The following is a 23,791-nucleotide window of genomic DNA, read 5'->3' as shown; positions in this document are numbered from 1 at the left end:
CACGCATGCTTGCCGAAAGGACACGGTTTACCGAAGAAAGGGTCCGTAAGCATCTATGTGTACGGCATAAAGTTCGTACCAGGACAAATGGGTATAAACGGTTCTCTACAGATTTTCTGTACAACAAGTTGTATTTGTATAGAATCCCAACTTACGCAAAGTGGAAAAGGGCGCAAGCCTTATAGTGAAGAACATCGGAAAGCCGTGTACGGGAGAACCGTATGCACGGTTTGATGAGGGAGCATTGAGGATGCAAGGCCTTTGGAACACGTAGTAGCCGCGTGCGGCAAGGCGTCTCGAATATAAAAAGGGCTGAAGAAACCGGCCGAATCAGTGCTCTACTCTACCCAGATTTACTTGTCCCCAGATTTACCAGATTTAGATGTGTCTTTTTAAACGGTTGTTTGTTGAAACTACAATTTCAAAAAGGGCTTGTATTTAAATATTATGCTTGCTATCCTGTTATTATTCCTCATCGTAGCTATCTGAATATGCACCAATAATTGTTGTACTTGAATAACAACTGCCCTTCTCTCTTAATAGTGCTGACCTGGTAGCCTTAGGTGGAATCACGAGAAAAAATAATCAAATTAAAAGCAAGAGCATCCCTTGGGCTGGTTAATGCTTCTTTCCAGTGTAAAGAGGCTATTTATGAATTTTTCACTTTAACCTGATGGAGGTTTTTATGAAAAAAGGATTGTTTTATTTGTTTTTAATGGTTTTATTGGCAATCGTACCAACGGTTCTTATGGCTCAAGAGCTTAGCCCTATAGAGCAACTCGGCAAGGCTCTTTTTTTTGACGAAAATCTTTCCGTTAACGGAAAGATGTCCTGTGCAAGCTGTCACGCTCCTGAAACTGGGTTTACCGGACCTGATTCACTTATCAATGCAGGCCCAGCGGTTTATAATGGGACGATTCATACCCGGGCGGGTAACCGGAAACCCCCGACAGCTGCTTATGGCGGCGAGAGTCCTGTATTGTACTATGACGAAGCTGATGAGGCATGGGTCGGCGGTATGTTCTGGGACGGAAGAGCTACAGGATGGGTGCTCGGTGATCCTTTAGCCGAGCAGGCCATGGGGCCATTCCTGAATCCTGTAGAACAAGCTGCTCCCAATATGTTACTTATTGTGCTTAAGGTTGCCATTTCGGACTATGCCGGGCTTTTCGAAGAAGTATGGGGGCCTGGAACTCTCGATTTTAAATATGTAAAACAGAATACTTACGATGTTTATGTGATGATCGCTCAATCCATCGCTGCTTATGAAAGATCCGAGGAGGTGAATCCTTTCACCTCAAAATTCGATTATTATCTGCAAGGCCAAGTAGAGCTTACAGCCCAAGAGGCATTGGGGCTTTCGCTTTTTAATGCCGAAGATAAAGGCAACTGCGCTGCTTGTCATCCTAGCAGCGGCGACAAACCATTGTTTACTGATTTTACATACGATAATCTTGGAGTACCTAAAAACCCTGAGAATCCTTTCTATTCTCAGCCGAAAAAAATTAATCCGGATGGCGAGGACTGGGTTGACTTGGGGCTTGGGGGATTTCTTGGTAATTCCGATCAGAATGGAAAGCAGAAAGTCCCCACCCTTCGAAATGTGGATAAGAGGCCGGAGGAAGGTTTTGTTAAAGCATATGCACACAACGGTTTTTTTAAATCTTTAGAAGAGATTGTCCATTTTTACAACACAAGAGATGTTGAAGCGTGGCCGGACCCGGAAGTCGAGGTGCATGTCAACACCGATGAACTGGGAGATTTAGGTCTGACTGCAGAGGAAGAGGCCGCTATTGTTGCGTTTCTAAGAACGCTATCAGACGGATACACACCCTGAAAATTAACCTTTGAGAGAGGGCTGTAGGGGTAAATTGACCAAAACAGCCGATTTACGAAAGACAGGATTTCCACATCCTGTCTTTTTTCATTTGGCTCTGTTTCCTTTAATTGATTTTCAACATCTAAATGGAACAGAGCCTTTCCTTTTGCGGAATTTAGTGTTTCCGTAACCTTGTTGAAAGCCTTTTCACCCTTCACGCAGGACATTTTCACGTTAAGATCGTCCACATTCAGAAAATTTATTAGGAATTGACGACCCACGAATATGTCTATCAAGGCCCACTGGCCGTGAATCTAAAACAGGGCGGACTGGAAGAAGTATTGCGGGGTTATCCGGCCTGATGCCTTGGAGGTCAATATAACGTGAAGCTCGCATTTTGAAATTCCTACCAAACCGAATTTCTCTGGGGAGAGCAATAATGGTATTTATGTAGCGTGTAATCCTTGCCAGTAAAGGCGTTGACTTCATTTGTTATTTTGGGCCTGATATGCAAAATCCGGCAGATTAAATCGTAATATTTGAGGCGCTGTTTTCATTTAAAAAAGTTGCGCTTTACCGCTTTAGATTATGAATTGGTTTCCACATATCTGGCATTTTAATTTTGCTGGGATTACCACCCCAAAGCATGATTTGTAGATCTCTTGGCAACAATTGTACAACTTCAGTATCATGAGGCCACCAACTGATTTTTCCCTCTGAGTATCTTTTTATACACCATTGAATTCCATGGCCATCATAGGTTAATAAGCCTATTTGGGTTTCGGTGATGGCAAGATCAGTGGCAAGATCTGCTCGAACACATTATTGAGCGAATAATCGCTATTTCCTTGCCAATGCTGCATGGCAATTATTTCTCGCAAGGAGAGACGCCCCTTTAGGCTGGATATCCCATCTTCATAGAAATGAATGGGCATACGTTCAACTTCCGAAATGGATTTTTGAAACCCTTCCATCATTAGGGGATATGCGGCATTGGCTTTTTCTATAGGGTCCTCTATAGTGGACGTAGCCCTCCTCAGGTCGTCAATCAGGCCATCTGGATCAATCACCGCCTCCAGTCCCTTATCGAAAAAGTCCTGGTGTTTAGGGACAAAGCCTTTCGAACCATCATGAAACTTGTTCAAAACAGTAATATCTTTGACCTTAGCGGCTTTTCTTGGTAAATACTTGTCGAAAAACACGACTGCTTTGATGGCCCGGTCAAAGGAATTGAGATCCAGAATCATTTCCCCCTTGTTTCTGAAGAAAAAAGCCCCAAGAACGATCGGTCTTCTTTCAATAGGAATATCCTTATATGTGCCCTTGAACTTCAATTTCTTAGCTTCCGCCTCGTACAGCCATACCCATCTATCTCGAACCGGATCATGTTTCATACAACGCAGCTTTAAAAACACCCGACTTATTTTTTCTGGATTCAACAAATCATAATGCAATCTGGCCAGCATATAAATTTCTTTGGTCATCGTAGTTAGGAGGCTTCTCCCGTCATTCTCACCTCGAGGAATTGAATCCTCTGACACCTCTATTCTGGGTGCCAACGATTGCCTGTTGGTGGTATCATGGATTGACATCTTTTTCTTAAGTCTCCTTTTTTGCTTTTTTCTCCACAAGCTGCTCCCAATGATTGAAGGCTACCTCCAAAACAAGATCCGTTTTTTGTATGGAAGAGCACCCCGGACATCCCTGTTAGTCCCCACCTTATTATAAGTCCGGGTACAGGTTCCGGGCATTTTCTCCGAGTACCATCCGTTTTTGCTCTAAAGTCAGCCCTGACTGGTCAATGTCAGTGTAATACCTGTCAGGGGTCAGCAGGGGATAATCCGTGCCGAACAGAACTTTTTCCAGTACGCCTGCCTTGACCGCCATATCGTAGATTTCCGGTTCGTAAAGAAAAACAGACGCGGCCGTATCATACCAGATATTTTTAAGCCGTTCTTTCATCTGCTTTTTCATGATGTGATAAAAAAAGATGCCGCCGCCCCAGTGGGCAAGAATGATTTTGTTGTCCGGAAAGGTTCGGGCTAGATTCTCAATCTGATTAAGGGTGACAGGGCTTTTTCCCGGATATTGATGCCCCACAGGCTCATTGGTATGGATCATACACGGTAAATTGCCCTTGCGCCTGAGAACATCCATCACAGGCTCCAGACGCCGGATGGCCCTATCGTCAATGCCGGATAAGTAAAAGGCCAGTTCCCCCACACCGGAAAGCCCTGCATCAATACAGCGTTCAGCCTCTTTGGGTGCACCTTCCCAGGCCGGATCAAAACAGGCCAGCCCCCGTAGCCGTTTCGGGTGCGCCGTGACCGCTTCAATTATCGCATCATTATTTTTTTTTGTGTATTCGGGGTTGCGCCATGGAAATCCTAAAACAATGGAAATATCCACCTCGTGCCGGTCCATTGTGTCAATGAGTTGGGGCAGTGTTGCAATTTTTGCCTTTGGGCAATTGTATAGAAGCTTGAATTCAGGTTCGTTGTCCAAGAAGGGAGTCCTGTCATTTGCAACGGCCTGAAAAAAAAGATGGGTATGGAAATCGATAATCACGGAATTGCCTTCATAAGGATAAAGATTGAAAAAAACTAACAGGCAATATATATTAAACCCCCTGCCCAAACAAGGGCAAATAAGGGATAAGGTGATGGATTACTATCCGATTTTTTTAGATGTTAAAGACAGATGCTGCCTTGTGGTTGGCGGTGGGGCAGTGGGAACAAGAAAAGCGTTTGGCCTTGCCGGGGCAGGTGCCCGGGTCATCGTGGTCAGCCTTGGCTTTTCAGATGAACTGTTAAATACGCCGTTTTCTGCCATTACATTAAAGAAGAAAGATTTTCAGGATTCGGATCTGGACGGCATGAGTCTGGCTTTTGCCGCCACAGATAATATGCAGTTAAATGCCAGGATACGGCAGGCTGCACAAAAGAAAAATATATTGTGCAATATTGCTGACGGTCCGGATAAAGGGGATTTTATCCTGCCGGCAGTGGTGGACAGGGGCGATCTTTTATTTGCCGTATCTACCTGCGGGGCAAGTCCGGCCCTTTCAAGGCGCCTGCGCATGGCGATTGAAACACGTTTCGGTCGTGAATACGGTATACTTGCCACCCTTTTAGGCCGCATCAGATCCATTTTGCTGGAACAGGGACATGATCCCAAGGGACACCGCAAAATTTTTTGTGCCCTGCTTGATGCCGATCTGCCTGAAAAGATCGCCGCAGGACAAATCCACCAGATTGATGCCGTACTTGCTATGGTGCTGGGTGACGGCTTCAGCCTGGAAGGGCTTATGCCCGATTTCGGTACCCGGGAGTTGTGATGTTTATGAATATTCCTTTTATCCTTTTGCAGTGCGCAACGTTTTTTTACCTGATCAGTACGGGCGGGTATTTTTGTTATCTGTTTTACCAGAAAGATCGGATACAGCAGACCGCCTTGGGCGCTGTGGGTATCGGGGCGGTGGTTCATCTGTTCGCCATTGTTCTGCAGAGCGCGGCACTTGGCGGGCTGCCCATTTACACCATTGGCCAGAGCCTGTCCATGGCAGGCCTGTCTCTTGCCGCCATGTTCATCTATGTGCAGTACCGGTTTTATTTAAAAATTCTTGGTGTCTATGCCACGGCCATGATCAGCGTGCTTATGCTGGCAGCCATTCTTTTGCCCGAAGCAGCCCAGGCCCCGGACAAGATATATAAGGGCATTTTCTTTTTCGGGCACATCATCCTTATCTTTACCGGGGAGTCCATGCTGGCCCTGGCCTGCGGTGCCGGTATCCTTTATCTGCTTCAAGAGCAGGGCATCAAAGGCAAAAGTCCGGGGTTTTTTTTCAAGCGGCTGCCGTCTTTGGATTTTCTGGATGTCGTCTCCTATACCTGTATTTCCACAGGGTTTGCCTTGCTTACGTTTGGGCTTGTCACCGGTCTTATTTATGCCAGATCCGTGTGGGGCAGTTTCTGGCGATGGGATGTCAAAGAGGTGTTTTCCCTGGGGGCCTGGCTGGTGTATGCGGCGCTTTTGCATCTGCGGCTTAATTCGGGGTGGCGGGGCCGTAATTCCGCGATCATGTCCGTGATTGGTTTTATCATACTAATTTTTACCTTCCTGGGGGTGAATTTTTTCCTTGGCGGGCATCACCAGGGGTTTACCCAATAAGAACAGGACACAGATTAACCCATTATGTCGAAGATAATTCTGATTGGTGCCAGCCATAAGACCGCGCCTGTGGAGCTCAGGGAAAAACTCTCTTTTTCCCAGGAACAGATTGAAACAGCCCTGGATTTTATAAAGCGGGATCCGGGTATCAAGGAAGGCCTGGTTTTTTCCACCTGCAACCGCCTGGAATTTCTCTATATACCGGGAAACCAGGCGTTGGACAACAATGACGGAATTGATACCGTTATGCGGTTTATCTCTGAATTGAAGCAGTTACCTGTTCCTGAATTCAAATCATCCCTTTACATCCACCGGGATGACGATGCTGTCCGCCATCTGTTCTGTGTGGCTGCAAGTCTTGATTCCATGGTGGTGGGAGAACCCCAGATTCTGGGGCAGGTGAAAAAGGCCTATAAAACCGCGGTAAGTGCCGGTACCACAGGGGTCTTGCTTAACCGCCTGATGCACAAATCCTTTTCCGTGGCAAAACGGGTGCGAAAACAGACCGGCATTGGTGATAATGCCGTCTCCATTTCCTATGCCGCCATTGAACTTGCCCATAAAATTTTTGCCGATCTTGCCACCAAAAGCGTCATGCTCATCGGGGCCGGCGAGATGGCGGAGCTGGCTGTTGAACACCTTATGACCCATCAGGTAAAAAAGATTGTGGTGGCCAACCGCACATTTAAAAACGCTTTGGACCTGGCCCGCAAGTTCAACGGCAAGGCGGTCCAGTATGAGGAACGGGAATCTGCCCTGGCTGATGTGGATATCATTATCAGTTCCACCGGGGCCACGGATTATGTGTTAACCCGTGACCAGGTCAAGCGCGTCATGAAAAAAAGACAGAACAAGACCCTGTTTTTTATTGATATTGCCGTACCCAGGGATATTGACCCCCGGATCAATAAAATATCCAATGCCTATGTTTATGATATTGACGATTTGAAAAATATTGTTGAAACAAATATCAGTCAACGGGAACAGGAGACCGTCAGGGCGCAAGGTTTTGTGGAGGAAGCGTTGCTGGCTTTCCGGCGATGGCTGGATGAACTGGCCGTGGTGCCCACCATCAAGGCCATCAACCGGAAAATGACTGACATTGTGAATCTGGAATGTGAGAAAACACTGGCCGGTCTGCCCCATCTGTCAACGGCGGATACCGATGCCATCCGCAGGATGACACGGGCCATTGCTTCCCGTGCCATTCATGATCCTATTTTATTTTTGCGTCACACCGGTGATCACAGGGACGATTCTTTCTATTTGAATGTGGCCCGGCAGCTCTTTAATCTCGACATCCTGGATCACAACTAGTGAAGGTGGTCTAAATGAAATTGTTGAGACGCTTGGTCATTTTTTTATTGTTATGTGCATGCATGGCTTTTTTCGCCTATGCTTACCTGATCAACCATCAGGTGGCCCAGCGATTCAAAGACCGGTTGTGGGATGTGCCGGCCAAAGTATATGCACGGCCCATGACCCTTTATCCGGGCTTGCAGCTGTCCGTCAAATCCCTTGAGCAGGAACTGGATTTGCTCGGATACCGAAGGGTTGAAACCCAGGTGCAGTTGACGGTTCCAGGTACTTACACCCGGTATCAGGGGCGGTTTGTCCTCAGTTGCCGATCCTTTGATTTTGGTGAACAGCGCCGCCCCGTGCGGCGCGTCGAGCTAACTATTTCCGGCGATCTCATTGACCAATTGAAAAGCGGGGAGCGGATCGCTGACATGGAACAGCTGGACCCCGTGCTGATAGGGCAGTTCTACCCGTCGTCCATGGAAGACCGTATCCTTGTTGATACTGAAGATATCCCGACATTACTTAAAAAGACCATTATTGCCGTGGAGGATAAAAATTTTTATTCCCATTACGGTATTGATTTTAAATCCATTTTCCGGGCCATTGTGGTCAATATCCGCCAGGGTCGGCTTACCCAGGGCGCAAGTACCCTGACCCAGCAACTGGCAAAAAATTTTTTTCTTTCCCCTGACAAAACGCTCAAACGAAAATTCAGCGAAGCCTTTGTCGCAGCAGCCATTGAGCGTCAGTTTACCAAGGAAGAAATTCTTGAAGCCTATATTAATGAAGTTTATTTAGGCCAGGACGGTTCCAGGGGCATATACGGGTTCGGCCTCGGGGCTCAGTTTTATTTCGGCAAGTCTTTGGAGTTGCTTTCGCCTAAGGAAACAGCTCTGTTGGTGGGTATGCTTAAAGGACCGTCCGTCTACAATCCAAGGGTGCATCCGGACCGGGCCATTGCCCGACGAAACACTGTGCTTGGTCTCATGGCAGACCAGGAGCTGATTTCATCCGCCGAGCTTACAAAATCACTCGGCAGTTCCTTAAGCGTTATTCCGGTGCCTCGGCAATGGCGATTTCCCTTTTACCTGGATTTCGTTAAGCGCAGACTGCTTGAAGAATACCGTGAAAAGGATTTAAAAACCATGGGGCTGCGTATTTTCACCCCGTTGGATCCTTTGGTGCAGTTGGCTGCAGAAAAAGGGGTGGCGGATTTCATGGCAGGGAGAGATTCAAAGCTTGAGGCCGGTGTGGTGGTGACGGCCGCTGCGACCAATGAGATCCAGGCCCTGGTTGGGGGAAAGCAACCGAAATATCAAGGGTTTAACCGCGCCCTGGACGCAAATCGTCCCATCGGTTCCCTGGTGAAGCCTGTGGTATACCTTTCGGCCCTGGAACGGCCCGAAAATTATACCCTGGTGACCCGGATCAATGACGGGCCTGTTGCATTGAAAAGTGGCGGTCATCTTTGGAAGCCCATGAATTTTGACAAAAAATTCCATGGAGAACTGCCCTTGTTCCAGGCCCTGGTTCACTCCTACAATACCTCCACGGTCAGGCTTGGCATGGATCTTGGTTTGGAAACCGTTTTTGCAACCATGGCGCAGTTGGGCTTTAAACCCAATCCCCCGCTTGTTCCTGCAATGCTTCTGGGCAGTTTTGAAATGACGCCTGTCCAGGTTGCCCAGGTTTACCACACCCTGGCCTCGGGGGGATTCTACACCCCGGCCCGGGTCATCAATGCCGTTTATACTCCTGAAGGGGAAACACTCCAGCGCTATTCTTTGAACATTGAACAGCACCTGGATCCGGGAGCGGTATTCCTGGTGGACAAAACACTTCAGACTGTTGTCCGTGAAGGTACAGGCAGATCTCTGTCCAGATGGCTTTCACCCGATTTGGGCATTGCCGGAAAGACCGGTACGACCAATGATCTGCGGGATACCTGGTTTGCCGGATTTTCCGGAAATCGCCTGGCCGTGGTCTGGGTGGGCAGGGATGACAATCAATCCACAGGGCTCACCGGGGCTTCCGGGGCCCTGCAGGTTTTTGGCCGGATCATGGCACAAATCCCCAATACACCCCTGGTCCTGACGCCGCCGGAGAATATTGAATGGGCGGTGATTGATCCGCAAACCGGGCTTCGCACAGACAGCAATGCTCCCGGTGCCCTTGCCGTGCCTTTTATCCAGGGGTCTGCCCCTGTTCTTTTTAATCCTCTTCCCAACCCCGGTACCCAAGTGATACCTAAGACCCCGGCATACCCAAGGTCTGGCCAACAACCGGTACAGAAAAAAAAGCCGCAATATCTCATTGACTGGCTCAAGGATGTATTTAAATGAAAAGATATTTTTTTTATTTCATTTTATTTATGACTCTTATGGTTTTATCCGCCTGTGCGCAAAAAAGACCTGTCTCAATACCCCAGTCCCATCGGCCCCCTGAATCCGTGCCCGAGATCGGCGGGCCTGTAAGGGATCAACGCGCTGCGCCCTATGATTCGACAATTGGTGGGGGAAAGCAGGAGGAGAATCGGCTTTTGTCTGCCGTTCGTCCTGTTCAGCGTTCCCGGCCAAAGGCGTTGACCCGGATGATTGAGAGTGCCGAAAATCAGCTGCGCCGCAAGCAACCCCAGCTTGCCTTTTCAACCCTGGAGCAGGCATTGTACATTGACGGTCAGGACCCTTTGGTCTGGCATCTGATGGCAAGGGCCCGGCTATATCAAGGTAATATCGTTCAGGCGGTTTCCCTGGCCAAAAAATCCGACAGCCTGGCTGCTGCATATCCGGACGTAAAGGAAAAAAACGCAAGGCTGCTTCGCCAAGCCCAGGGGCGTGCTGATTAGATTCGTCTGTGTACAGCAATTCTCATTTTATTCTCGCACAAAGCCTCAAAGGCACAAAGGACCACAAAGTTGAATAGAAAATCTTTGTGTCTTTGTGTCTTGGTGTCTTTGTGCGAGTTTTTCAACTAAAAAGATTTATATTTAGAATTTATGGTCTATGTCGAACTGGTATTGAAATCCTAAAAGATATAGACATGATAGTTTTGCAATACTAAGGAACGGGTCTTAAATAACTTGCCCATTTTGCTATATCCGGGAGCGTGGGCGTCTCGCCCGCACTCCCAGATTAAATTGTTTTGATCTCATTCCTTAGCTTTACCGGTACTGAAACCCCATTATGGTTGGACATGGAAATTTTATTATCTTCAATTGTGTTTACGGCGGACTTGGTGTTTCGAATGGGCTCGGTAATGTTTATAAGTCTTTTCGGGGTGGAGCTGTTCATGCAGATGGGATTGATGCGCCACCTGAAACCTTTTGGGAAACCTGTGGCAAGAGCCGCCCGGCTACCGGCCGAAACAGCGGTTTGTTTTCTGGCCGCAATAGGTTCCATGATCGCGGCCCACACCATGGCAGCCCAATTCCATGCGGACGGACGACTAAATGACCGTGAGCTGCGCCTTACCGGCATCCTCAATACGGTGCCCTTTCATCTCAGGGAGACTCTGACCTTTCAGCTTCCCATTGTTCTGCCTCTGCTCGGCACCCGTCTGGCCATGATTTACATTGCCGCCTTCTGGCTTACCGGCGTACTCAAACTTTGCTATGTGTTGATCTGCGGAAGGGCTTGGGGCAATGGCAAAGCGCCTTTGGAAACCGGGGAGGACCCGTTTTCGGCCTACGAATGCTCGCCGGATGATCCGGAATGTCTTAACCGCAGTTTGACCCGGCTTTTGAAAGACGCCTGGCATGCCCGAAAAAAAATGTTTTTCAACATGATCGGTGTGCTGGCTGTCGTGACCCTGCTGGTTCAGGTGCTGACCTTGTCGGGAATGCTCTCCTGGGTAGAGGCCGGGATCGCTCCTTTGACATCCGCCCTGGGTTTATCCCCGGCCGTAATCGGTCCGCTCACCACCTACATATTCAGTCCGATTGCCGGGATCAGCTACATGTCAACCCTTTTGACCCAAAACAGCATCAGCGGCTATGAAGCCATCACTGCCCTCATAGCCGGAGGTCTGCTCATGATACCGGTTACCCGCCTGCGCCGGACCTTGCCTCGGTATATCGCCATTTACGGAGGCCGCAACGGTTCTTTCATCTGCCTTTTGACCATGGGGTTTGGTCTTTTGTCCAGAATACTGGTTTTGGCCTGGATTATCTTATTTTATTAGTTTTCTATTTGTAAAGGCATCAAGAAACAAGAGCAATTATTAACGATGCTTCAGCCCATAAATTGCCGGACCCAGTCATTCACCGGGCGCAGCATCAGATCTTTTGGGGTGCCGGCCTGGACAATGCAGCCCTGGTTCATCAGGATGATCCGAGATCCGGCGGCAAAGGCTTCTTCGTGATCGTGGGTGACAAATATGGTGGTGATGTGAAGCCGGGAGAAAATTTGTGTGAGTTGCTCCAGAAGGTGTTTTCGCAAGACCCGGTCCAGTGCGCTCAGAGGTTCGTCCAGCATGAGCAGCCTGGGGCTTGGGGCAAGGGTTCTTGCCAGGGCCACCCGCTGACGCTCGCCCCCGGACAGTTTATCCACCTTTCTGTTTTCAAATCCTTTGAGATTGATCAGCGCCAGCATTTCTTCCACAATAGGGGCCTGTTCCTGTCTGGGCATGCCCTTCATTTTCAGGCCGAATGCAATGTTGTGAAAAACATCCAGGTGGGGAAACAGGGCATAGTCCTGGAACATCATGCCGAAATTTCGCTTGTGCGGGGGGATATCCAGGATAGAGCCCCCGTTGAACCGGATATCGCCGGAGTCCGGCATATCAAGCCCTGCAATCATACGCAACAGCGTGGTTTTTCCGCTGCCCGAAGGGCCGAGTACGGAGAGGCGGCTGCCCCGGGGCAGGGCAAGGTTGATGTTGTTTAGAAGGCAGACGCCTTCCGTTTCGGTTTTGCTTAAGTTGTGTATGATGAGTTCACTTTCCATTAAAAGTGTTGTAGCCCTTTTGAACTGATTTTTTCAATGAGGATAAACCCGGCTGCTGTGATTGCCATGAGAAGGGTGGAGATAGCCATGGCCTGGCCGTAATTAATGGCGCCCGGCTGGCCTAAAAATCGGTAGATGGCCAGGGGTATGGTGGGGGTGCGCGGGCCTGCCGCGAAAATGGTGGCGCCGAATTCCCCCATGCTTATGGTAAAGGCAAACACGGCGCCTGCCGTCAATGCCCCGGATATTAACGGCAGGTCAATGCACCTGAATATGTTTCCAGGGCCGGCGCCTAGTGTGGAGGCAGCCTCCCTGATGTTGTTGGGGATGCTTTTCAAGGCAGGCAGCACCGCCCGAAGCACAAAGGGAAATCCCACCAGGGCATGGACTAAAGGGACAAGCAGAATTGAAGACCGTAAGTTCAGCGGCGGTCGGTCCAGGGTGATGATGATGCCGAATCCCAGGGTGACTGTGGAAGTGGACAGGGGCAGCATAAACAACGGGTCAAAAAATCCGGCAAGGTTTTTTGCTTTTATCCGGTCCAGGTGGTTCAGGCAGAGGGCTGCGCAAAGGCCTGTCACAAGGGCGATAAAAAGAGCGGTTCCCGCAAAGATGAAGGAAAACTTAATCGCCGTAAAAGGCGGGATATGGAAAATGGAAGTTGACGGATTGTCAAAAATGGCCCGGTAGTAAATCAGGGACAATTGCCCCTCATGAACCATGGACTTGCCTGCAAGGGCTGCCAAGGGAAAAAGGCATAACAGGATAATAAAACCGAAACTGCCTGTAATTGCTGCCTTTTCCATGAATTTCCCCGGTCGTTTGAATTTGGCCTGGCCGGCCTTGGGCACAAAGCGAACCGCCTTTCGGGAAAAGGCGGTGTAAAGGCCCATGAGTACCAGGGTAAACCCGATTTGAAGCAGGGAGAGAAAAGATGCCACCGGCAGGTTGAACATATGCGCGGCCTGGCGGTAGATCTCTGCCTCTATGGTGGCGTAGGCAGGTCCCCCAAGAATCAGAATGATGCCAAAGCTTGAAAAACAGAAGATGAACACCAGAAAGGAAGCCGCCCATACCGCAGGCATGAGAAGGGGCAGGGTCACATGGATAAATACCTGAAACGGTCCTGCCCCGAGCATGGCTGCCGTTTCCTGGATATTGCCCTGCAACCCTGTCCAGAAGCTGGTCAGAATTCTGAGCATGACCGAAAAATTGTAAAACACATGGGCCATAAGAATCAGAACCAGGGGGTGGCGGATATTTAAGATTCCCAGCCATCCGTCTTTGCCGAAACTTGCATCAAGGGCTGCGGCCACCACCACGGCAGGCAGCACAAAGGGGATGGATGCACACAGGGTTAAAAATTTTTTCCCCTTAAATTGGTAATGGGACATGACAAAGGCGCACGGGAAGGCAAACACCAGGGTCAGGCCGGTGGATACGGCAGCCTGCCAGAAGGTGAACCAGATGATATGGTGAAGGCGCGGCGATTCGACAATTTGATTCAAAAAAGAGAGGTCAATACGAAAGTGTGCGGGAAAGTCCGGCACAAAGCTTCGAAGAAAAATACCGGCCAGGGGGTAAAAATAGAAAACAAGGAAAAATACAAGGGGAACAAGCCCCGCGAGCACATAAGGGTGGGTATAACTCCTTGCTTTCACCGCAACAGGTTTTCCGTCCATTCCCGGAGCCATCTGTCCCGGTTTTGGTTGATCTCGTCTGCGGGTAAAGATGCCGGCGCATCCGTAATTTTTGCATGTTTTAAAAATACTTCGGGCAGCATTGCTTTTGTGTTGGCCGGAAACACAAACATCTGCAAAGGGATGTCTTCCTGGAATGCTTTACTTAAAAGAAAATCCATGGCCTTTTTTGCAAGATCTGTGTTGGCACTGTTTTTCAGGATGCCTGCAAATTCAATCTGGCGAAAGGCGGATCTATTCCCAATGACGATACCGGTAGGGGCTGTGGTGGGTTTTTGCTCGGCATAAAACACCTCTGCCGCAGGACTTGAGGCGTAGGAGACCACAATGGGACGGTCTCCTTTTGAGGCGGCAGTGAACTGACCCCAGTAAGATTCCTGCCATCCGTTTACCACCATGACCCCGTTGGCTTTAAGATTTTGCCAGAAAGTGATGTATCCATTTTCCCCGAAACGGCTGATGGTGGCCAGAAGAAAGGCAAGGCCCGGGGATGATGTGGCCGGGTTTTGGACAACGGTAAGGTTTTTGTATTCCGGGCGTATCAGGTCTTCAAGGCCGGCCGGGGGGGCAAGCTGTTTTGCCTTGAACCATTTGATGTCATAGTTGAGGCAGACATCTCCAAAATCCACGGGTATCAGACGGTGTTCATCATCCACCAGGAGGGTAGTGTTAATCTCTTCAAACCCTTTTGGGGTGTAAGCAATGAACAGGTCATTGGTCAGGGCCCTGCCCATAAAGGTGTTGTCCACCCCGAAAAACAGGTCCGCCATGGGATTGTTTTTGGACAGAATCGCCTTATTTAAGGCCTGGCCGGCATCGCCGGACCGTAAAATCGTGATCTCGGCACCCACGGCTGTTTTAAAATCTTCAAGTACGGACGCCGAGATGCTGAAGCTGTCATGGGTCATGATGGTCAACTCCCGGCCTAGGGCCGGACCGGTGAGTATGGGCACGGTTAAAAGTAAGCAGACAATGAACAAGGCAACAGCAGAATAGGTTTTCATTTTTATTCTTTTTTTAGCGTCTGTTTAGAAATGAGGATTTTTGTCCAACACTGAAGTTGGACAAAAACACCATTTATGTGCAGCTGCTTAGCGCCTTTCCGGCCAAATTTCTTCCGACATCTCTGTCAATTTGTATTTCTGAATTTTTCCCGAGGCCGTCATGGGATATTGATCGATAAAATGGACATACCTGGGAATTTTGTAGCGGCTTATTTTTCCCCGGCAAAAGTCCTGGATATCGCTGGGCTCAAGATTTGCCCCCTCATTGAGAATGACAAAGGCACCGACCTCCTCACCGTATTTCTCGCTGGGAACCGCAGCCACCTGGATATCCCGGATTCCATCCATGCGGTATAAAAATTCTTCGATCTCCCTGGGATAGATATTTTCCCCGCCCCGGATGATCATGTCCTTGTGCCGGCCCGTGATGGACAGATTGCCTGTTTCGTCCATGACGCCAAGATCGCCTGAGTGCAGCCAGCCCTCCTCGTCAATGGTTTGGGCCGTGGCTTCGGGGTTGTTGTAGTATCCTTTCATCACGCTGTATCCCTTAACACACACCTCCCCCTGTTGGCCACGGGGCAGTTCTTTGCCTGTGCCAAGGTCAATGACCTTGACTTCAAGGTGAGGCAGGGCCCGTCCCACGGTTTCGGTCCGTACCCGGATGTCGTCGTGCTGCCGGGTTTGGGTGATGACCGGAGATGCCTCGGTCAGACCGTAGCAGATGGTGATTTCCGTCATGTTCATCTGGTCGATAACCTTCTCCATGACACGGATGGGGCAGTTCGATCCTGCCATGATGCCGGTGCGCAGGGATGAAAAATCAAATTTGTTGAAAAGGGGATGTTCCAGCACGGCAATGAACATGGTGGGCACGCCGTAAAGGCCGGTACATTTTTCCTGCTCCACCGAGGCCATGATCAAAAGGGGATCAAATTTTTCCAGGATCACCATACAGGAGCCATGGTTGATGAAAGCCATTACCCCGAGTACACAGCCAAAGCAGTGGAAAAGGGGCACGGGCAGGCAGATTCGGTCATCCGGGCCCAGGTTCTGGTTGGCACCGATCCAGAACCCGTTGTTTGCGATATTGTAGTGGGTGAGCATAACGCCTTTGGGAAAACCCGTGGTTCCCGACGTATACTGCATGTTCACCACATCATGGCAATCCAGGCTATCCTGGCGGGCCTGGTATTCATCATCGGAAACCATGACGGACAAGGCCCGGATTTCGGGAATCGTATACATGCCCCTGTGTTTTTCAGGGCCAAGAAAGATCACCCGTTTAAGATGGGGGAATTTTTCAGATTTCAGGTGGCCGCGCTGGCAGGTTTTCAGCTCCGGCACCAGTTCATATATGGTGGATATGTAATCCGTGTCCTGGTATCCGTCAATGAGAAAGAGGTTTTCACAGTCAGATTGGGATAGCAGGTATTCAAGTTCCGCTGTTTTATAGTTGGTGTTCACTGTGAGCAGCACAGCCCCGATTTTGGCCGTGGCAAACTGCAAAATCACCCAGTATGGTACATTGGTGGCCCATATACCTACCTTTTCTCCTTTCTTAATGCCCAGGGCCATCAAACCCTTGGCTGTTTCATCTACATAGGTGGCAAGCTGGCGGTACGTCAGGCGAAAATCCCTGTCCACATATACAACGGCCGGGTTGTCCGGATATTTTTCAACGGTTCTGTCAAAGATTTGCCCTATGGTCAGGGATTGCAATGGCAAAGTTTCGTCCATATGTGCTCTATTCCTCTTTGGCTTAAGATGTTTGTTATTCCGGGATATAAACCACGGCATAAATTTCAGCCTTTTCTTCCCCGACACAGGAGACATAATGGGGCACCACAGAGTTGTAATAGATGGAGTCTCCGGGCTTGAGTTCATATGTTTCATTCCCGTAAATCACTTCCACAACTCCTGAGACAAGTACAATAAACTCTTCGCCTTCATGGGAAGAGAGTGTTTTTTTCTTTGCGGATTCAGGCAGGATTTCAACAAAGAACGGCTCCATGTGCCGGTCTGGCTTACCTTTGCCCAGGGCATAGAAATTTAAGGCAGGCGCTTTGTTGGTACTGTCAAGAACGGAAAAACTGTCTGCCCGTTCCGCCTTGCGGACAATATAAGGATCACTGCTGTCCTGGTCATCCAGAAAGGTGCCTAGACGCACACCTAGTGCCCGGGCAATTTTCATTAAAGGCCCAAGGGGGGGGATAGGCGTCTTCGTCAAGCATGGTCTTGATAAATTGGGGGTCAAGGCCGGCAGCCTCGGATAATGCGGTGATATCCATGCCCCGTTTTTCCATGAATGATAAAATTCGCTGGTTAACTTTTCCTGTTTGCATTTATCCTCCATCATTATAAATTATAAAAGTATATTGATATAATATATCATAAAATTTTTGTCAAAAAATTCATGGAGTTCTCTCTCTGATACGGTATATCGAATATACCGCGCTGTCGTTGATTTCGCATGCGCGGTGAATGTTGCAATTCACGGTGTCTGTGTATGGATTGAATTTTAAAATAATATTTTTCTAGAGAAAGAGGTGCCGTTTTGGTTTATAACAGGCGATTGAATTTTTAAGCGCTGATCGGCAACCATTAAAGACCGGATGCAAAGTTTCAACCCATGGAACAATCAAAAATGGAAACTGCAAAAGGAAAAGAAGTGTATAGCAAAAAAGTACTGGATGCCTATTCGGCCCTGATTCTGGAAAAATATCCCGAAATTGAAGTCGAAGACCTCATGGCCGATGCTGGGATTGGAATCGATAAGACCGGGGAGAATGCCCCGGGGATCTCCGAGGCACAGATCAATCGGTTCCATGAACGTTTGTGCATGCTTACCGATAATCTGAGAATCGCGAGGTCGGCCGGCCGGTATGCTGTGACGCCCGGATGCCTGGGAATGATTCGCAGCCTGGTGCTGCCATTCGCCGGGGTCAGGCGGGCCTGTGGGATGATTGTAAAATATGCCGGAGGCTTGACCCGCGCTTCGCGTTATTCTATCCGTGATATAGAAAAAAATAAAATCGAAATTATGGTCACACCCAATGAAGGTGTAAAAGAAGAACCTTTTCAGTGCGAGCTCCGACAAGGATATTTCCAGGGGCTTGTGGATGTTTTTCTCCATAATGAATTGTCCGTGCAGCATCCGGAATGTATATTCAACGGGGGCGGGGGTTGCCGGTATGAGCTATCCTGGAAGGGGTCGGCGTTTCCCATACTTGCCGTGCTTTCCTGGCTTGCCGGTGTTGCTGCAATCGCGATGCCCATTGCATTGTGGATAATACCTTCCGCTGTTGTGCCCAAAAGTTTGTGGCTGATTTGCCCGGCCTTATTGTTTTTTGCTCTGGGGTGGGCCGGCCAGAGGGTGAAATCAAAGGCGCTTGCAAAGTCTTTACGTGGTATTCATACCGCCAGGGAAGAGATGCTCAATCAGGTTGAGGTCAATGCGGAAAATTCAAAGGCCATTGTCGATATCGGCCAGGCCCTGGAGCTTGAAGATCCTGATACTTGCATCTTTGAACGGACCACAAATATCGTGGGTAAAAAACTTCGGTATGACCGAGTGATGATCATGATCGCCAATGATGAGAAAACGTCTTTGTGCTATCGTGGCGGGTATGGCTTTACCGAGGTTGAAAAGCTCTACATCAGCAATTACAGCATTTCCCTTGATGGGTCATCCGAAGGGGTGTTTTATGAGTCCTTCCGGCACAAAAAAACCATGCTTGTGAATGATATGGCGTGGTTGAAGCAAAAATATCCCCAGAGTCAGGACCTTGCCGACCGTCTCAAACCCCTTTCCTTTATTATCAGCCCCATCGAAGTGGATGGGGAAGCCATCGGCATCATGATTGCCGTAAATACAGTCACCCTCAGAAGACTGGATAGAAATGACACTCACCTGGTCATGGCCGTGGCCCAGCAGGTCGGAAGCGTCTACAGGCGTCAGAAGTATGAAAAGCAGCAGGGTGAATTTAAACGTCAGATCGTGCAGCTTCAGAAAATGGAGGCCCTTGGCGTTCTGGCAGGCGGTATTGCCCATGATTTCAATAATATTTTATCCCCTATCATTGGATATACGGATCTATGCCTGTCAATGTGTCCGGAAGCTGGGAAGATGCTGACATACCTTCGCCGGGTGAAAAATGCATCGGGTCGGGCCCAGGACCTGGTGGCACAGATCCTGGCATTCAGCCGCCAGGGGGAAAGGGAGTATATCCGCTGCCACCCCGGCCCCATTATCAAGGAGAGCTTAAAGCTGCTGCGCGCATCTGTTCCCAAAGCCATAAAGATCGAAACGTTGGTCAAAACAGATCTTGCGCCTGTGATGGCAGATCCCACCCAGATTCATCAACTTGTCATGAATCTTTGCACCAATGCCTATCATGCCATGGGGGACAAAGGCGGGGTTCTCACCGTCTGTCTGGATGAAATTCAGGTTAACGAAAGTCCCCTTGAAGAGACGGGCCAGATGTTGCCCGGCTCCTATATTCATTTGCAGGTGAAAGATACGGGGCACGGGATGAGCCGTGCCGTCATGGACAATATATTTGAACCCTATTTTACAACAAAGACAAAAGGACGGGGCACGGGCATGGGGCTTCCCATTATCAAGGGTATTGTTGCCCGGCTCAAGGGCTATATCTTTGTGGACAGTGTTGAAGGAAAAGGCAGTTGTTTTGATATTTACCTGCCCCAGGCTGCTGAAAACAGATCCGTACAATGATCGTTTTTTTGAAAAAGGTGAGGGCCAACTATGAAAAGAAATGGGATTCGGTTAACAAAAAAGCGTAAATGTTATGAACGTTACGAAATCCACATTACCTTCCTTTGAAGGAAACAAAAAGATCCAGGCGGTCCGGGCTTTTGTCGGGGAAACCCTGTGTCATATCTATCTGACCGGCAGGGCCGGCACCGGTAAAACCACGTTCCTGAAATCTTTGTCGGCGTTTTGCCCCAAGCAGTTCCTTGTTGCGGCCCCCACAGGCGTTGCCGCCGTAAATGCCGGGGGGGTGACCCTGCACTCCTTTTTTCAGATTCCGTTGGGGCCATATCTTCCCGGACAAAGTGATCGATCCCAGGATAACCGGCGGTTTTTCAGGTTTTCAAAGGTTAAAAAACAGATTATCAACGGCCTTGATCTGCTGGTGATTGATGAAATCTCCATGGTCCGGGCTGATCTGATGGACGCCCTGGATGCGGTATTGCGCCGCCTGCGACGGGATGATCGGCCTTTTGGCGGGGTGCAACTGCTGCTCATCGGGGACCTGTTTCAACTGCCGCCGGTGACCAAACCCGAAGAATGGGGTCTTTTGTCCAAGTATTATGCCTCCCCCTATTTTTTTTCAAGCCAGGCGTTAAGTCGCTCCGATCTGGTGACAATAGAGCTTGAAACCGTTTACCGTCAAAGCGATCCTGATTTTATCCGTCTGCTCAATGCCGTGCGCGAAAACCGCATGGATCGCCGTTGCACTGATATCCTCAACCGGCAGGTGAGGCCCGATCCCCCGGATCAAGGATACATTACCTTGACCACGCACAATAGACGGGCTGAGTCCATTAATAATCTGAAACTTGCCCGGCTTGGGGAGAAAGCATACACCCTGGCTGCAGAAGTGTCCGGAGATTTTCCGTCCCATGCCTTTCCCACAGGAGAGCAGCTTACCCTTAAACCAGGGGCCCAGGTGATGTTTCTGCGCAATGATGCTTCCCCTGACAAAGCTTATTTCAACGGCACCATCGGCCAGGTGACCCATGTGGGACGGGAAACCGTAACCGTTGCCTGCCGGGGCAGTGCCGGAAGAGCGGCCGGGGAAAGTGCGTCGGATCTTAAGGATGGTCCCGTTGTGGAGGTCAAGCCGGTAGATTGGGAAAATGTTACATATAAGGTAAACGAGGAAGATAACACCATCCAACAGGAGGTGGTGGGCAGATTCAAGCAGTTTCCGTTAAAGCTTGCCTGGGCTGTGACCATCCACAAAAGCCAGGGCTTAACCTTTGACCGGGCCATCGTGGATGCAAAAAATGCCTTTGCTCCCGGACAGGTATATGTGGCCTTGAGCCGCTGTACCGGCCTTGACGGGCTGGTGCTCACCGCCCCTGTGCCGCCCCACGTCCTGGGCACCGACCCGGTGGTGGTGGATTTCATGAACCGGACGGCCCCGCCCGGCCAGGACCTTGCCGGGATTTTCAGAGCCGCCCGTGCCGCCTGCCAGCAGACCCTGGTGCTGAGATGCTTTGACTGCTCAAGTTTCAGAGGGTTGTTTTTTTATTTTCTGCGCCTGGCAAGGGATAACCGCAATGTGCTGCGCATCCCCGGGCTTGGTGAACCGGCGGAACTGGAATCCAGGGCCCGGGACCAGGTGTTCCAGGTGAGTGATAAATTTCAGGTTCAACTGCAGCAGTTGATGGCAAATGAGCCTTTGCCGGAAACAAGTGCCGTTATCCAGGAGCGGGTGCAAAAAGCCAGTGCCTGGTTCGGCAATGCCCTGGATCAGGTGTTTGGTCGTCTGCTTGAAACAGGTTCCGTGGACACAGACAATGCGGCCCTGGCCAAGCAGGTGCAAAATGCCCTGGACAATTTAAAGCAGGAAGTCCGTGTCAAACGGGCCGGGATTTTATCCTGTGCTGATGGATTTTCCACAACCGCTTACCTTAGGGCCGTGTCGTCCCAAGCCATCGCAGATACGCCGGGAAATCAGTCAAAAAAGAGTGCCGGTTCATCCACTACGGATTACACCGAGCTCGACATTGCCCATCCTGAAATGTTTCAAGCCTTGAAGGCATGGCGGACCCGGACCGCAGCCGCTCAAAATGTAAAAGCGTTCCAGGTGGCCCACCAGAAAGTCCTGGTTCAGATTGCGGTTTGCCTGCCCCGGTCGAAAAAAAGCCTGAAAGCCCTGAAAGGGGTGGGCCCGGCCACCGTGGAAAGCTATGGAGAGGAACTGCTGGCCATGGTGGATACCTACTGCAATGAAAAAAAGATCCCGGGTGATGAATCCCCTGAACCGCGTCCTTCAGAACAGACTTCAGAGAAAGAGACGGCAACCCGCCGTGAAAAAACCCCAGGCACGGATAATGCCGCCCCCCAAGCCAACACCCGGGAGATCAGCCTGATGCTGTTTAAAGACGGCCTGGCCGTGGACGAGATTGCCGAAGAACGGGGCCTGGCTCCCACCACCATTCAGGGGCACTTATGTTCCTTTATTGGCAACGGCGAACTGTCCGTGGATCAGTTGGTGCCGGACAAAGAAAAACAAGCGGCCATCGCGGCAGTCGTATCGCCTGACAAGAATCTGACCCAGATGAAAAACGAACTGGGCGACGATTATTCCTACGGTGAAATCAGAGCCGTCGTGGCGCATCTGAACCATCTTGAATCCGGGAGCGGATAGGCTGTCTATCACGGTTATAGGGTATACCCGCCCCCGCTCCCAGGTTAAGTTATTTCGCTCTCATTACTAAAGCGGTTCCGGTCTGACCCATTTATAAACGCCCCTTGATACCCGTTCCAGTTTGCCTTTTTTGATAAGGCCGTACAGGATGTTCCTGATCTTTTGCGGATCCATGTCAGATTTTTCAATGAGTTCAGTCGCCGTTGTATGACCTTTTGTCCGTCGTCTCAACAGGGTTTCAATGCCGGCAGCGTCTTTGATTTTGGCGGCAGCATTCTTTTTGCCGGTATCGGCGGATCGGGGGGATTTTTTTTCGGCTCTTGCGGCTTTTGACCGTCCGGGTTTTGATTTCACAGGTCCTGGTTTCCCGGGTTTGGCGGATGCTTTACCGGGTGATTCCGGCACGGCCGGCGGCAAGAGTGCCGATCCATTCATATCAAGGTCGATGCCGAACATATCCGACAGGCTGCTGCTTTCTTCATCAATGATTCGTGAAGATTTCTTCTCGGATCGGCTCAGCAGGTCTTTTTTCGTCTCTTTGACGGTTTCGGAGATCAAGTCGTTGACCTTTGCCTTTCTTAAGACGAAGAAAAGGCCTGGATCCTGGTCCAGGCGGACACCTATTCCGTACAGCACGGCTGCCACATGTTTGCACATGACTGCACTGTCCGGGCAGGAGCAATCCAGTTCAATCTCTTTGGGAGAGGGGAAAAGACCTTTGCCTTGCTGGGTGAACAGATCTTCAAGTGCCTTGGGAAACTTGCCGGACATCAGTTGCTTGATGCTCTCCATTTTCCCTTTGCACTGATCTTTGATGTGCTGCCATTGTTTTTGGGGAATGGGGTTTATGGTGACGGTGACCCGGTAGGGGGTGCTGGTGCTCCCCATGACCAGGCCGGAGACCTTGCCCGGCTGGATCTGAAGGTCCAGGACCGCCCCGTGCCGGACATAGCTGCGGCCCCGGCCGATCCGGTTGGCATAATCGGCGTACCGTTCCAGGTTTTTGTTCCAGGCCTTGCCCCACCAGGTTTTTGCAAGGGCCTGGCCCTGAATGACCACGGGCTGAATACCGGGGTTTTTCTTTTTTAAGGCCGCAAGCTTTTTTTCGGCTTTTGCCTGTTTTTCCGCCACGCTGACGTATTTGGGATACCCGTAATACATTCTTGGATTCCTTTATCCTTTATCCTCTATCCTTTATATTTTTATCTGCTGCCTTATTCGGGCAGGGAGAGCCGGAACAGGTCGAGCAGGTCTTTATCATCCATTTCCGTGATCAGTCCTTCGGCGGACGAGGTGACCACCTGGTCGGCCAGGGCCTGTTTTTCACTGATCATCAAATCAATCTTTTCCTCGATGGTGCCCCGGGTGACAAATTTATGCACCAGGACTTTTTTCGTCTGCCCGATGCGAAACGCCCTGTCCGTGGCCTGGTTCTCCACGGCCGGGT

At 49.9% G+C, this 23,791-nt stretch carries 18 protein-coding genes and 1 pseudogene; 9 read left to right on the top strand and 10 right to left on the bottom strand.

Translation table 11 applies throughout. The features are described 5' to 3' along the window. Positions 1-685: 685 nt before the first annotated feature. Entirely contained in the window at positions 686-1,837 is a 1,152-nt protein-coding gene (locus B3D59_RS08060; RefSeq protein ID WP_286818822.1) for a cytochrome-c peroxidase, read from the top strand. Between the two features lie 752 nt (positions 1,838-2,589). Here the strand turns inward: B3D59_RS08060 and B3D59_RS08055 are convergent. Both B3D59_RS08055 and B3D59_RS08050 read right to left on the bottom strand, forming a co-directional pair. Further along, on the bottom strand, positions 2,590-3,303 hold the full coding sequence (locus B3D59_RS08055) for a hypothetical protein (protein WP_286818821.1): 714 nt from the start codon (positions 3,301-3,303) through the stop codon (positions 2,590-2,592). A 238-nt stretch (positions 3,304-3,541) separates the two neighbouring features. Then, positions 3,542-4,387, bottom strand: coding sequence for an amidohydrolase family protein (locus tag B3D59_RS08050; protein WP_286818820.1), 846 nt, complete (start codon positions 4,385-4,387; stop codon positions 3,542-3,544). Between the two features lie 25 nt (positions 4,388-4,412). On the opposite strand from B3D59_RS08050, the gene B3D59_RS08045 reads away from it, so the two are divergent. The 6 genes from B3D59_RS08045 to B3D59_RS08020 all read left to right on the top strand — a co-directional run bounded on the left by B3D59_RS08045 (position 4,413) and on the right by B3D59_RS08020 (position 11,470). After that, complete coding sequence (locus tag B3D59_RS08045; RefSeq protein WP_286818819.1) at positions 4,413-5,156, top strand: precorrin-2 dehydrogenase/sirohydrochlorin ferrochelatase family protein; 744 nt, start codon at positions 4,413-4,415, stop codon at positions 5,154-5,156. Between the two features lie 5 nt (positions 5,157-5,161). Further along, positions 5,162-5,989 carry a cytochrome C assembly family protein gene (locus B3D59_RS08040; RefSeq protein WP_286818818.1) on the top strand — a complete coding sequence of 276 codons (828 nt, stop codon included), beginning with the start codon at positions 5,162-5,164 and terminating at the stop codon, positions 5,987-5,989. Between the two features lie 24 nt (positions 5,990-6,013). Then, positions 6,014-7,306 carry a glutamyl-tRNA reductase gene (hemA, locus tag B3D59_RS08035; protein ID WP_286818817.1) on the top strand — a complete coding sequence of 431 codons (1,293 nt, stop codon included), beginning with the start codon at positions 6,014-6,016 and terminating at the stop codon, positions 7,304-7,306. 14 nt (positions 7,307-7,320) lie between these two features. Further along, positions 7,321-9,633 carry a penicillin-binding protein 1B gene (mrcB, locus tag B3D59_RS08030; protein ID WP_286818816.1) on the top strand — a complete coding sequence of 771 codons (2,313 nt, stop codon included), beginning with the start codon at positions 7,321-7,323 and terminating at the stop codon, positions 9,631-9,633. Then, positions 9,630-10,136 carry a hypothetical protein gene (locus B3D59_RS08025; protein ID WP_286818815.1) on the top strand — a complete coding sequence of 169 codons (507 nt, stop codon included), beginning with the start codon at positions 9,630-9,632 and terminating at the stop codon, positions 10,134-10,136. The genes mrcB and B3D59_RS08025 overlap by 4 nt, the downstream gene beginning before the upstream one ends. Positions 10,137-10,546: 410 nt before the next feature. Beyond that, positions 10,547-11,470 carry a hypothetical protein gene (locus tag B3D59_RS08020; protein ID WP_286818814.1) on the top strand — a complete coding sequence of 308 codons (924 nt, stop codon included), beginning with the start codon at positions 10,547-10,549 and terminating at the stop codon, positions 11,468-11,470. Positions 11,471-11,520: 50 nt separating this feature from the next. Here the strand turns inward: B3D59_RS08020 and B3D59_RS08015 are convergent, their stop codons facing one another. From B3D59_RS08015 to B3D59_RS18315, 6 genes are all read right to left on the bottom strand, one after another. Continuing rightward, positions 11,521-12,234 carry an ABC transporter ATP-binding protein gene (locus tag B3D59_RS08015; protein WP_286818813.1) on the bottom strand — a complete coding sequence of 238 codons (714 nt, stop codon included), beginning with the start codon at positions 12,232-12,234 and terminating at the stop codon, positions 11,521-11,523. Then, positions 12,234-13,916 (bottom strand): ABC transporter permease, encoded by a 1,683-nt coding sequence (locus B3D59_RS08010; RefSeq protein ID WP_286818812.1) that lies wholly within the window; start codon positions 13,914-13,916, stop codon positions 12,234-12,236. Before B3D59_RS08010 ends, B3D59_RS08015 begins: the two co-directional genes overlap by 1 nt. Next, complete coding sequence (locus tag B3D59_RS08005; RefSeq protein ID WP_286818810.1) at positions 13,892-14,938, bottom strand: thiamine ABC transporter substrate-binding protein; 1,047 nt, start codon at positions 14,936-14,938, stop codon at positions 13,892-13,894. Before B3D59_RS08005 ends, B3D59_RS08010 begins: the two co-directional genes overlap by 25 nt. Before the next feature lie 87 nt (positions 14,939-15,025). After that, entirely contained in the window at positions 15,026-16,678 is a 1,653-nt protein-coding gene (locus B3D59_RS08000; protein WP_286818809.1) for an AMP-binding protein, read from the bottom strand. Between the two features lie 34 nt (positions 16,679-16,712). After that, complete coding sequence (locus B3D59_RS07995; protein WP_349676877.1) at positions 16,713-17,132, bottom strand: cupin domain-containing protein; 420 nt, start codon at positions 17,130-17,132, stop codon at positions 16,713-16,715. Further along, a complete protein-coding gene (locus B3D59_RS18315; protein ID WP_349676876.1) occupies positions 17,083-17,283 on the bottom strand; it encodes a hypothetical protein in 201 nt (66 codons plus the stop codon). Before B3D59_RS18315 ends, B3D59_RS07995 begins: the two co-directional genes overlap by 50 nt. A 287-nt stretch (positions 17,284-17,570) precedes the next feature. On the opposite strand from B3D59_RS18315, the gene B3D59_RS07990 reads away from it, so the two are divergent. Both B3D59_RS07990 and B3D59_RS07985 read left to right on the top strand, forming a co-directional pair. Next, complete coding sequence (locus tag B3D59_RS07990) at positions 17,571-19,676, top strand: GAF domain-containing sensor histidine kinase (RefSeq protein WP_286818808.1); 2,106 nt, start codon at positions 17,571-17,573, stop codon at positions 19,674-19,676. A gap of 73 nt (positions 19,677-19,749) precedes the next feature. Continuing rightward, a complete protein-coding gene (locus B3D59_RS07985; RefSeq protein WP_286818807.1) occupies positions 19,750-22,344 on the top strand; it encodes a helix-turn-helix domain-containing protein in 2,595 nt (864 codons plus the stop codon). Between the two features lie 66 nt (positions 22,345-22,410). Here the strand turns inward: B3D59_RS07985 and B3D59_RS07980 are convergent, their stop codons facing one another. Together B3D59_RS07980 and B3D59_RS07975 are read right to left on the bottom strand one after the other, a co-directional pair. Further along, on the bottom strand, positions 22,411-23,505 hold the full coding sequence (locus B3D59_RS07980) for an SWIM zinc finger family protein (RefSeq protein ID WP_286818806.1): 1,095 nt from the start codon (positions 23,503-23,505) through the stop codon (positions 22,411-22,413). 53 nt (positions 23,506-23,558) lie between these two features. Beyond that, positions 23,559-23,791 (bottom strand): annotated as a pseudogene (locus tag B3D59_RS07975) (DEAD/DEAH box helicase); the annotation flags it as partial.

The organism is Desulfobacter sp. UBA2225, from assembly GCF_002348205.1.
Classification (GTDB): Bacteria; Desulfobacterota; Desulfobacteria; order Desulfobacterales; family Desulfobacteraceae; genus Desulfobacter; species Desulfobacter postgatei.
Note: the sequence above shows the minus strand (reverse complement) of the source record. Positions and strands in the feature narration are given on the sequence as shown.

Bases quoted from the DNA above. Each gene is read 5' to 3' on its own strand.
- B3D59_RS08040 (WP_286818818.1), top strand. From the start codon at position 5,162: ATGAATATTCCTTTTATCCTTTTGCAGTGCGCAACGTTTTTTTACCTG.
- B3D59_RS08025 (WP_286818815.1), top strand. From the start codon at position 9,630: ATGAAAAGATATTTTTTTTATTTCATTTTATTTATGACTCTTATGGTT.
- B3D59_RS08055 (WP_286818821.1), bottom strand. From the start codon at position 3,303: ATGACCAAAGAAATTTATATGCTGGCCAGATTGCATTATGATTTGTTG.
- B3D59_RS07990 (WP_286818808.1), top strand. From the start codon at position 17,571: ATGGAACAATCAAAAATGGAAACTGCAAAAGGAAAAGAAGTGTATAGC.
- B3D59_RS08000 (WP_286818809.1), bottom strand. From the start codon at position 16,678: ATGGACGAAACTTTGCCATTGCAATCCCTGACCATAGGGCAAATCTTT.
- B3D59_RS08020 (WP_286818814.1), top strand. From the start codon at position 10,547: ATGTTTATAAGTCTTTTCGGGGTGGAGCTGTTCATGCAGATGGGATTG.
- B3D59_RS08060 (WP_286818822.1), top strand. From the start codon at position 686: ATGAAAAAAGGATTGTTTTATTTGTTTTTAATGGTTTTATTGGCAATC.
- B3D59_RS08015 (WP_286818813.1), bottom strand. From the start codon at position 12,234: ATGGAAAGTGAACTCATCATACACAACTTAAGCAAAACCGAAACGGAA.
- B3D59_RS08010 (WP_286818812.1), bottom strand. From the start codon at position 13,916: ATGGACGGAAAACCTGTTGCGGTGAAAGCAAGGAGTTATACCCACCCT.
- B3D59_RS08005 (WP_286818810.1), bottom strand. From the start codon at position 14,938: ATGAAAACCTATTCTGCTGTTGCCTTGTTCATTGTCTGCTTACTTTTA.
- B3D59_RS18315 (WP_349676876.1), bottom strand. From the start codon at position 17,283: ATGCAAACAGGAAAAGTTAACCAGCGAATTTTATCATTCATGGAAAAA.
- hemA (WP_286818817.1), top strand. From the start codon at position 6,014: ATGTCGAAGATAATTCTGATTGGTGCCAGCCATAAGACCGCGCCTGTG.
- mrcB (WP_286818816.1), top strand. From the start codon at position 7,321: ATGAAATTGTTGAGACGCTTGGTCATTTTTTTATTGTTATGTGCATGC.
- B3D59_RS07995 (WP_349676877.1), bottom strand. From the start codon at position 17,132: ATGAAAATTGCCCGGGCACTAGGTGTGCGTCTAGGCACCTTTCTGGAT.
- B3D59_RS07985 (WP_286818807.1), top strand. From the start codon at position 19,750: ATGAACGTTACGAAATCCACATTACCTTCCTTTGAAGGAAACAAAAAG.
- B3D59_RS07980 (WP_286818806.1), bottom strand. From the start codon at position 23,505: ATGTATTACGGGTATCCCAAATACGTCAGCGTGGCGGAAAAACAGGCA.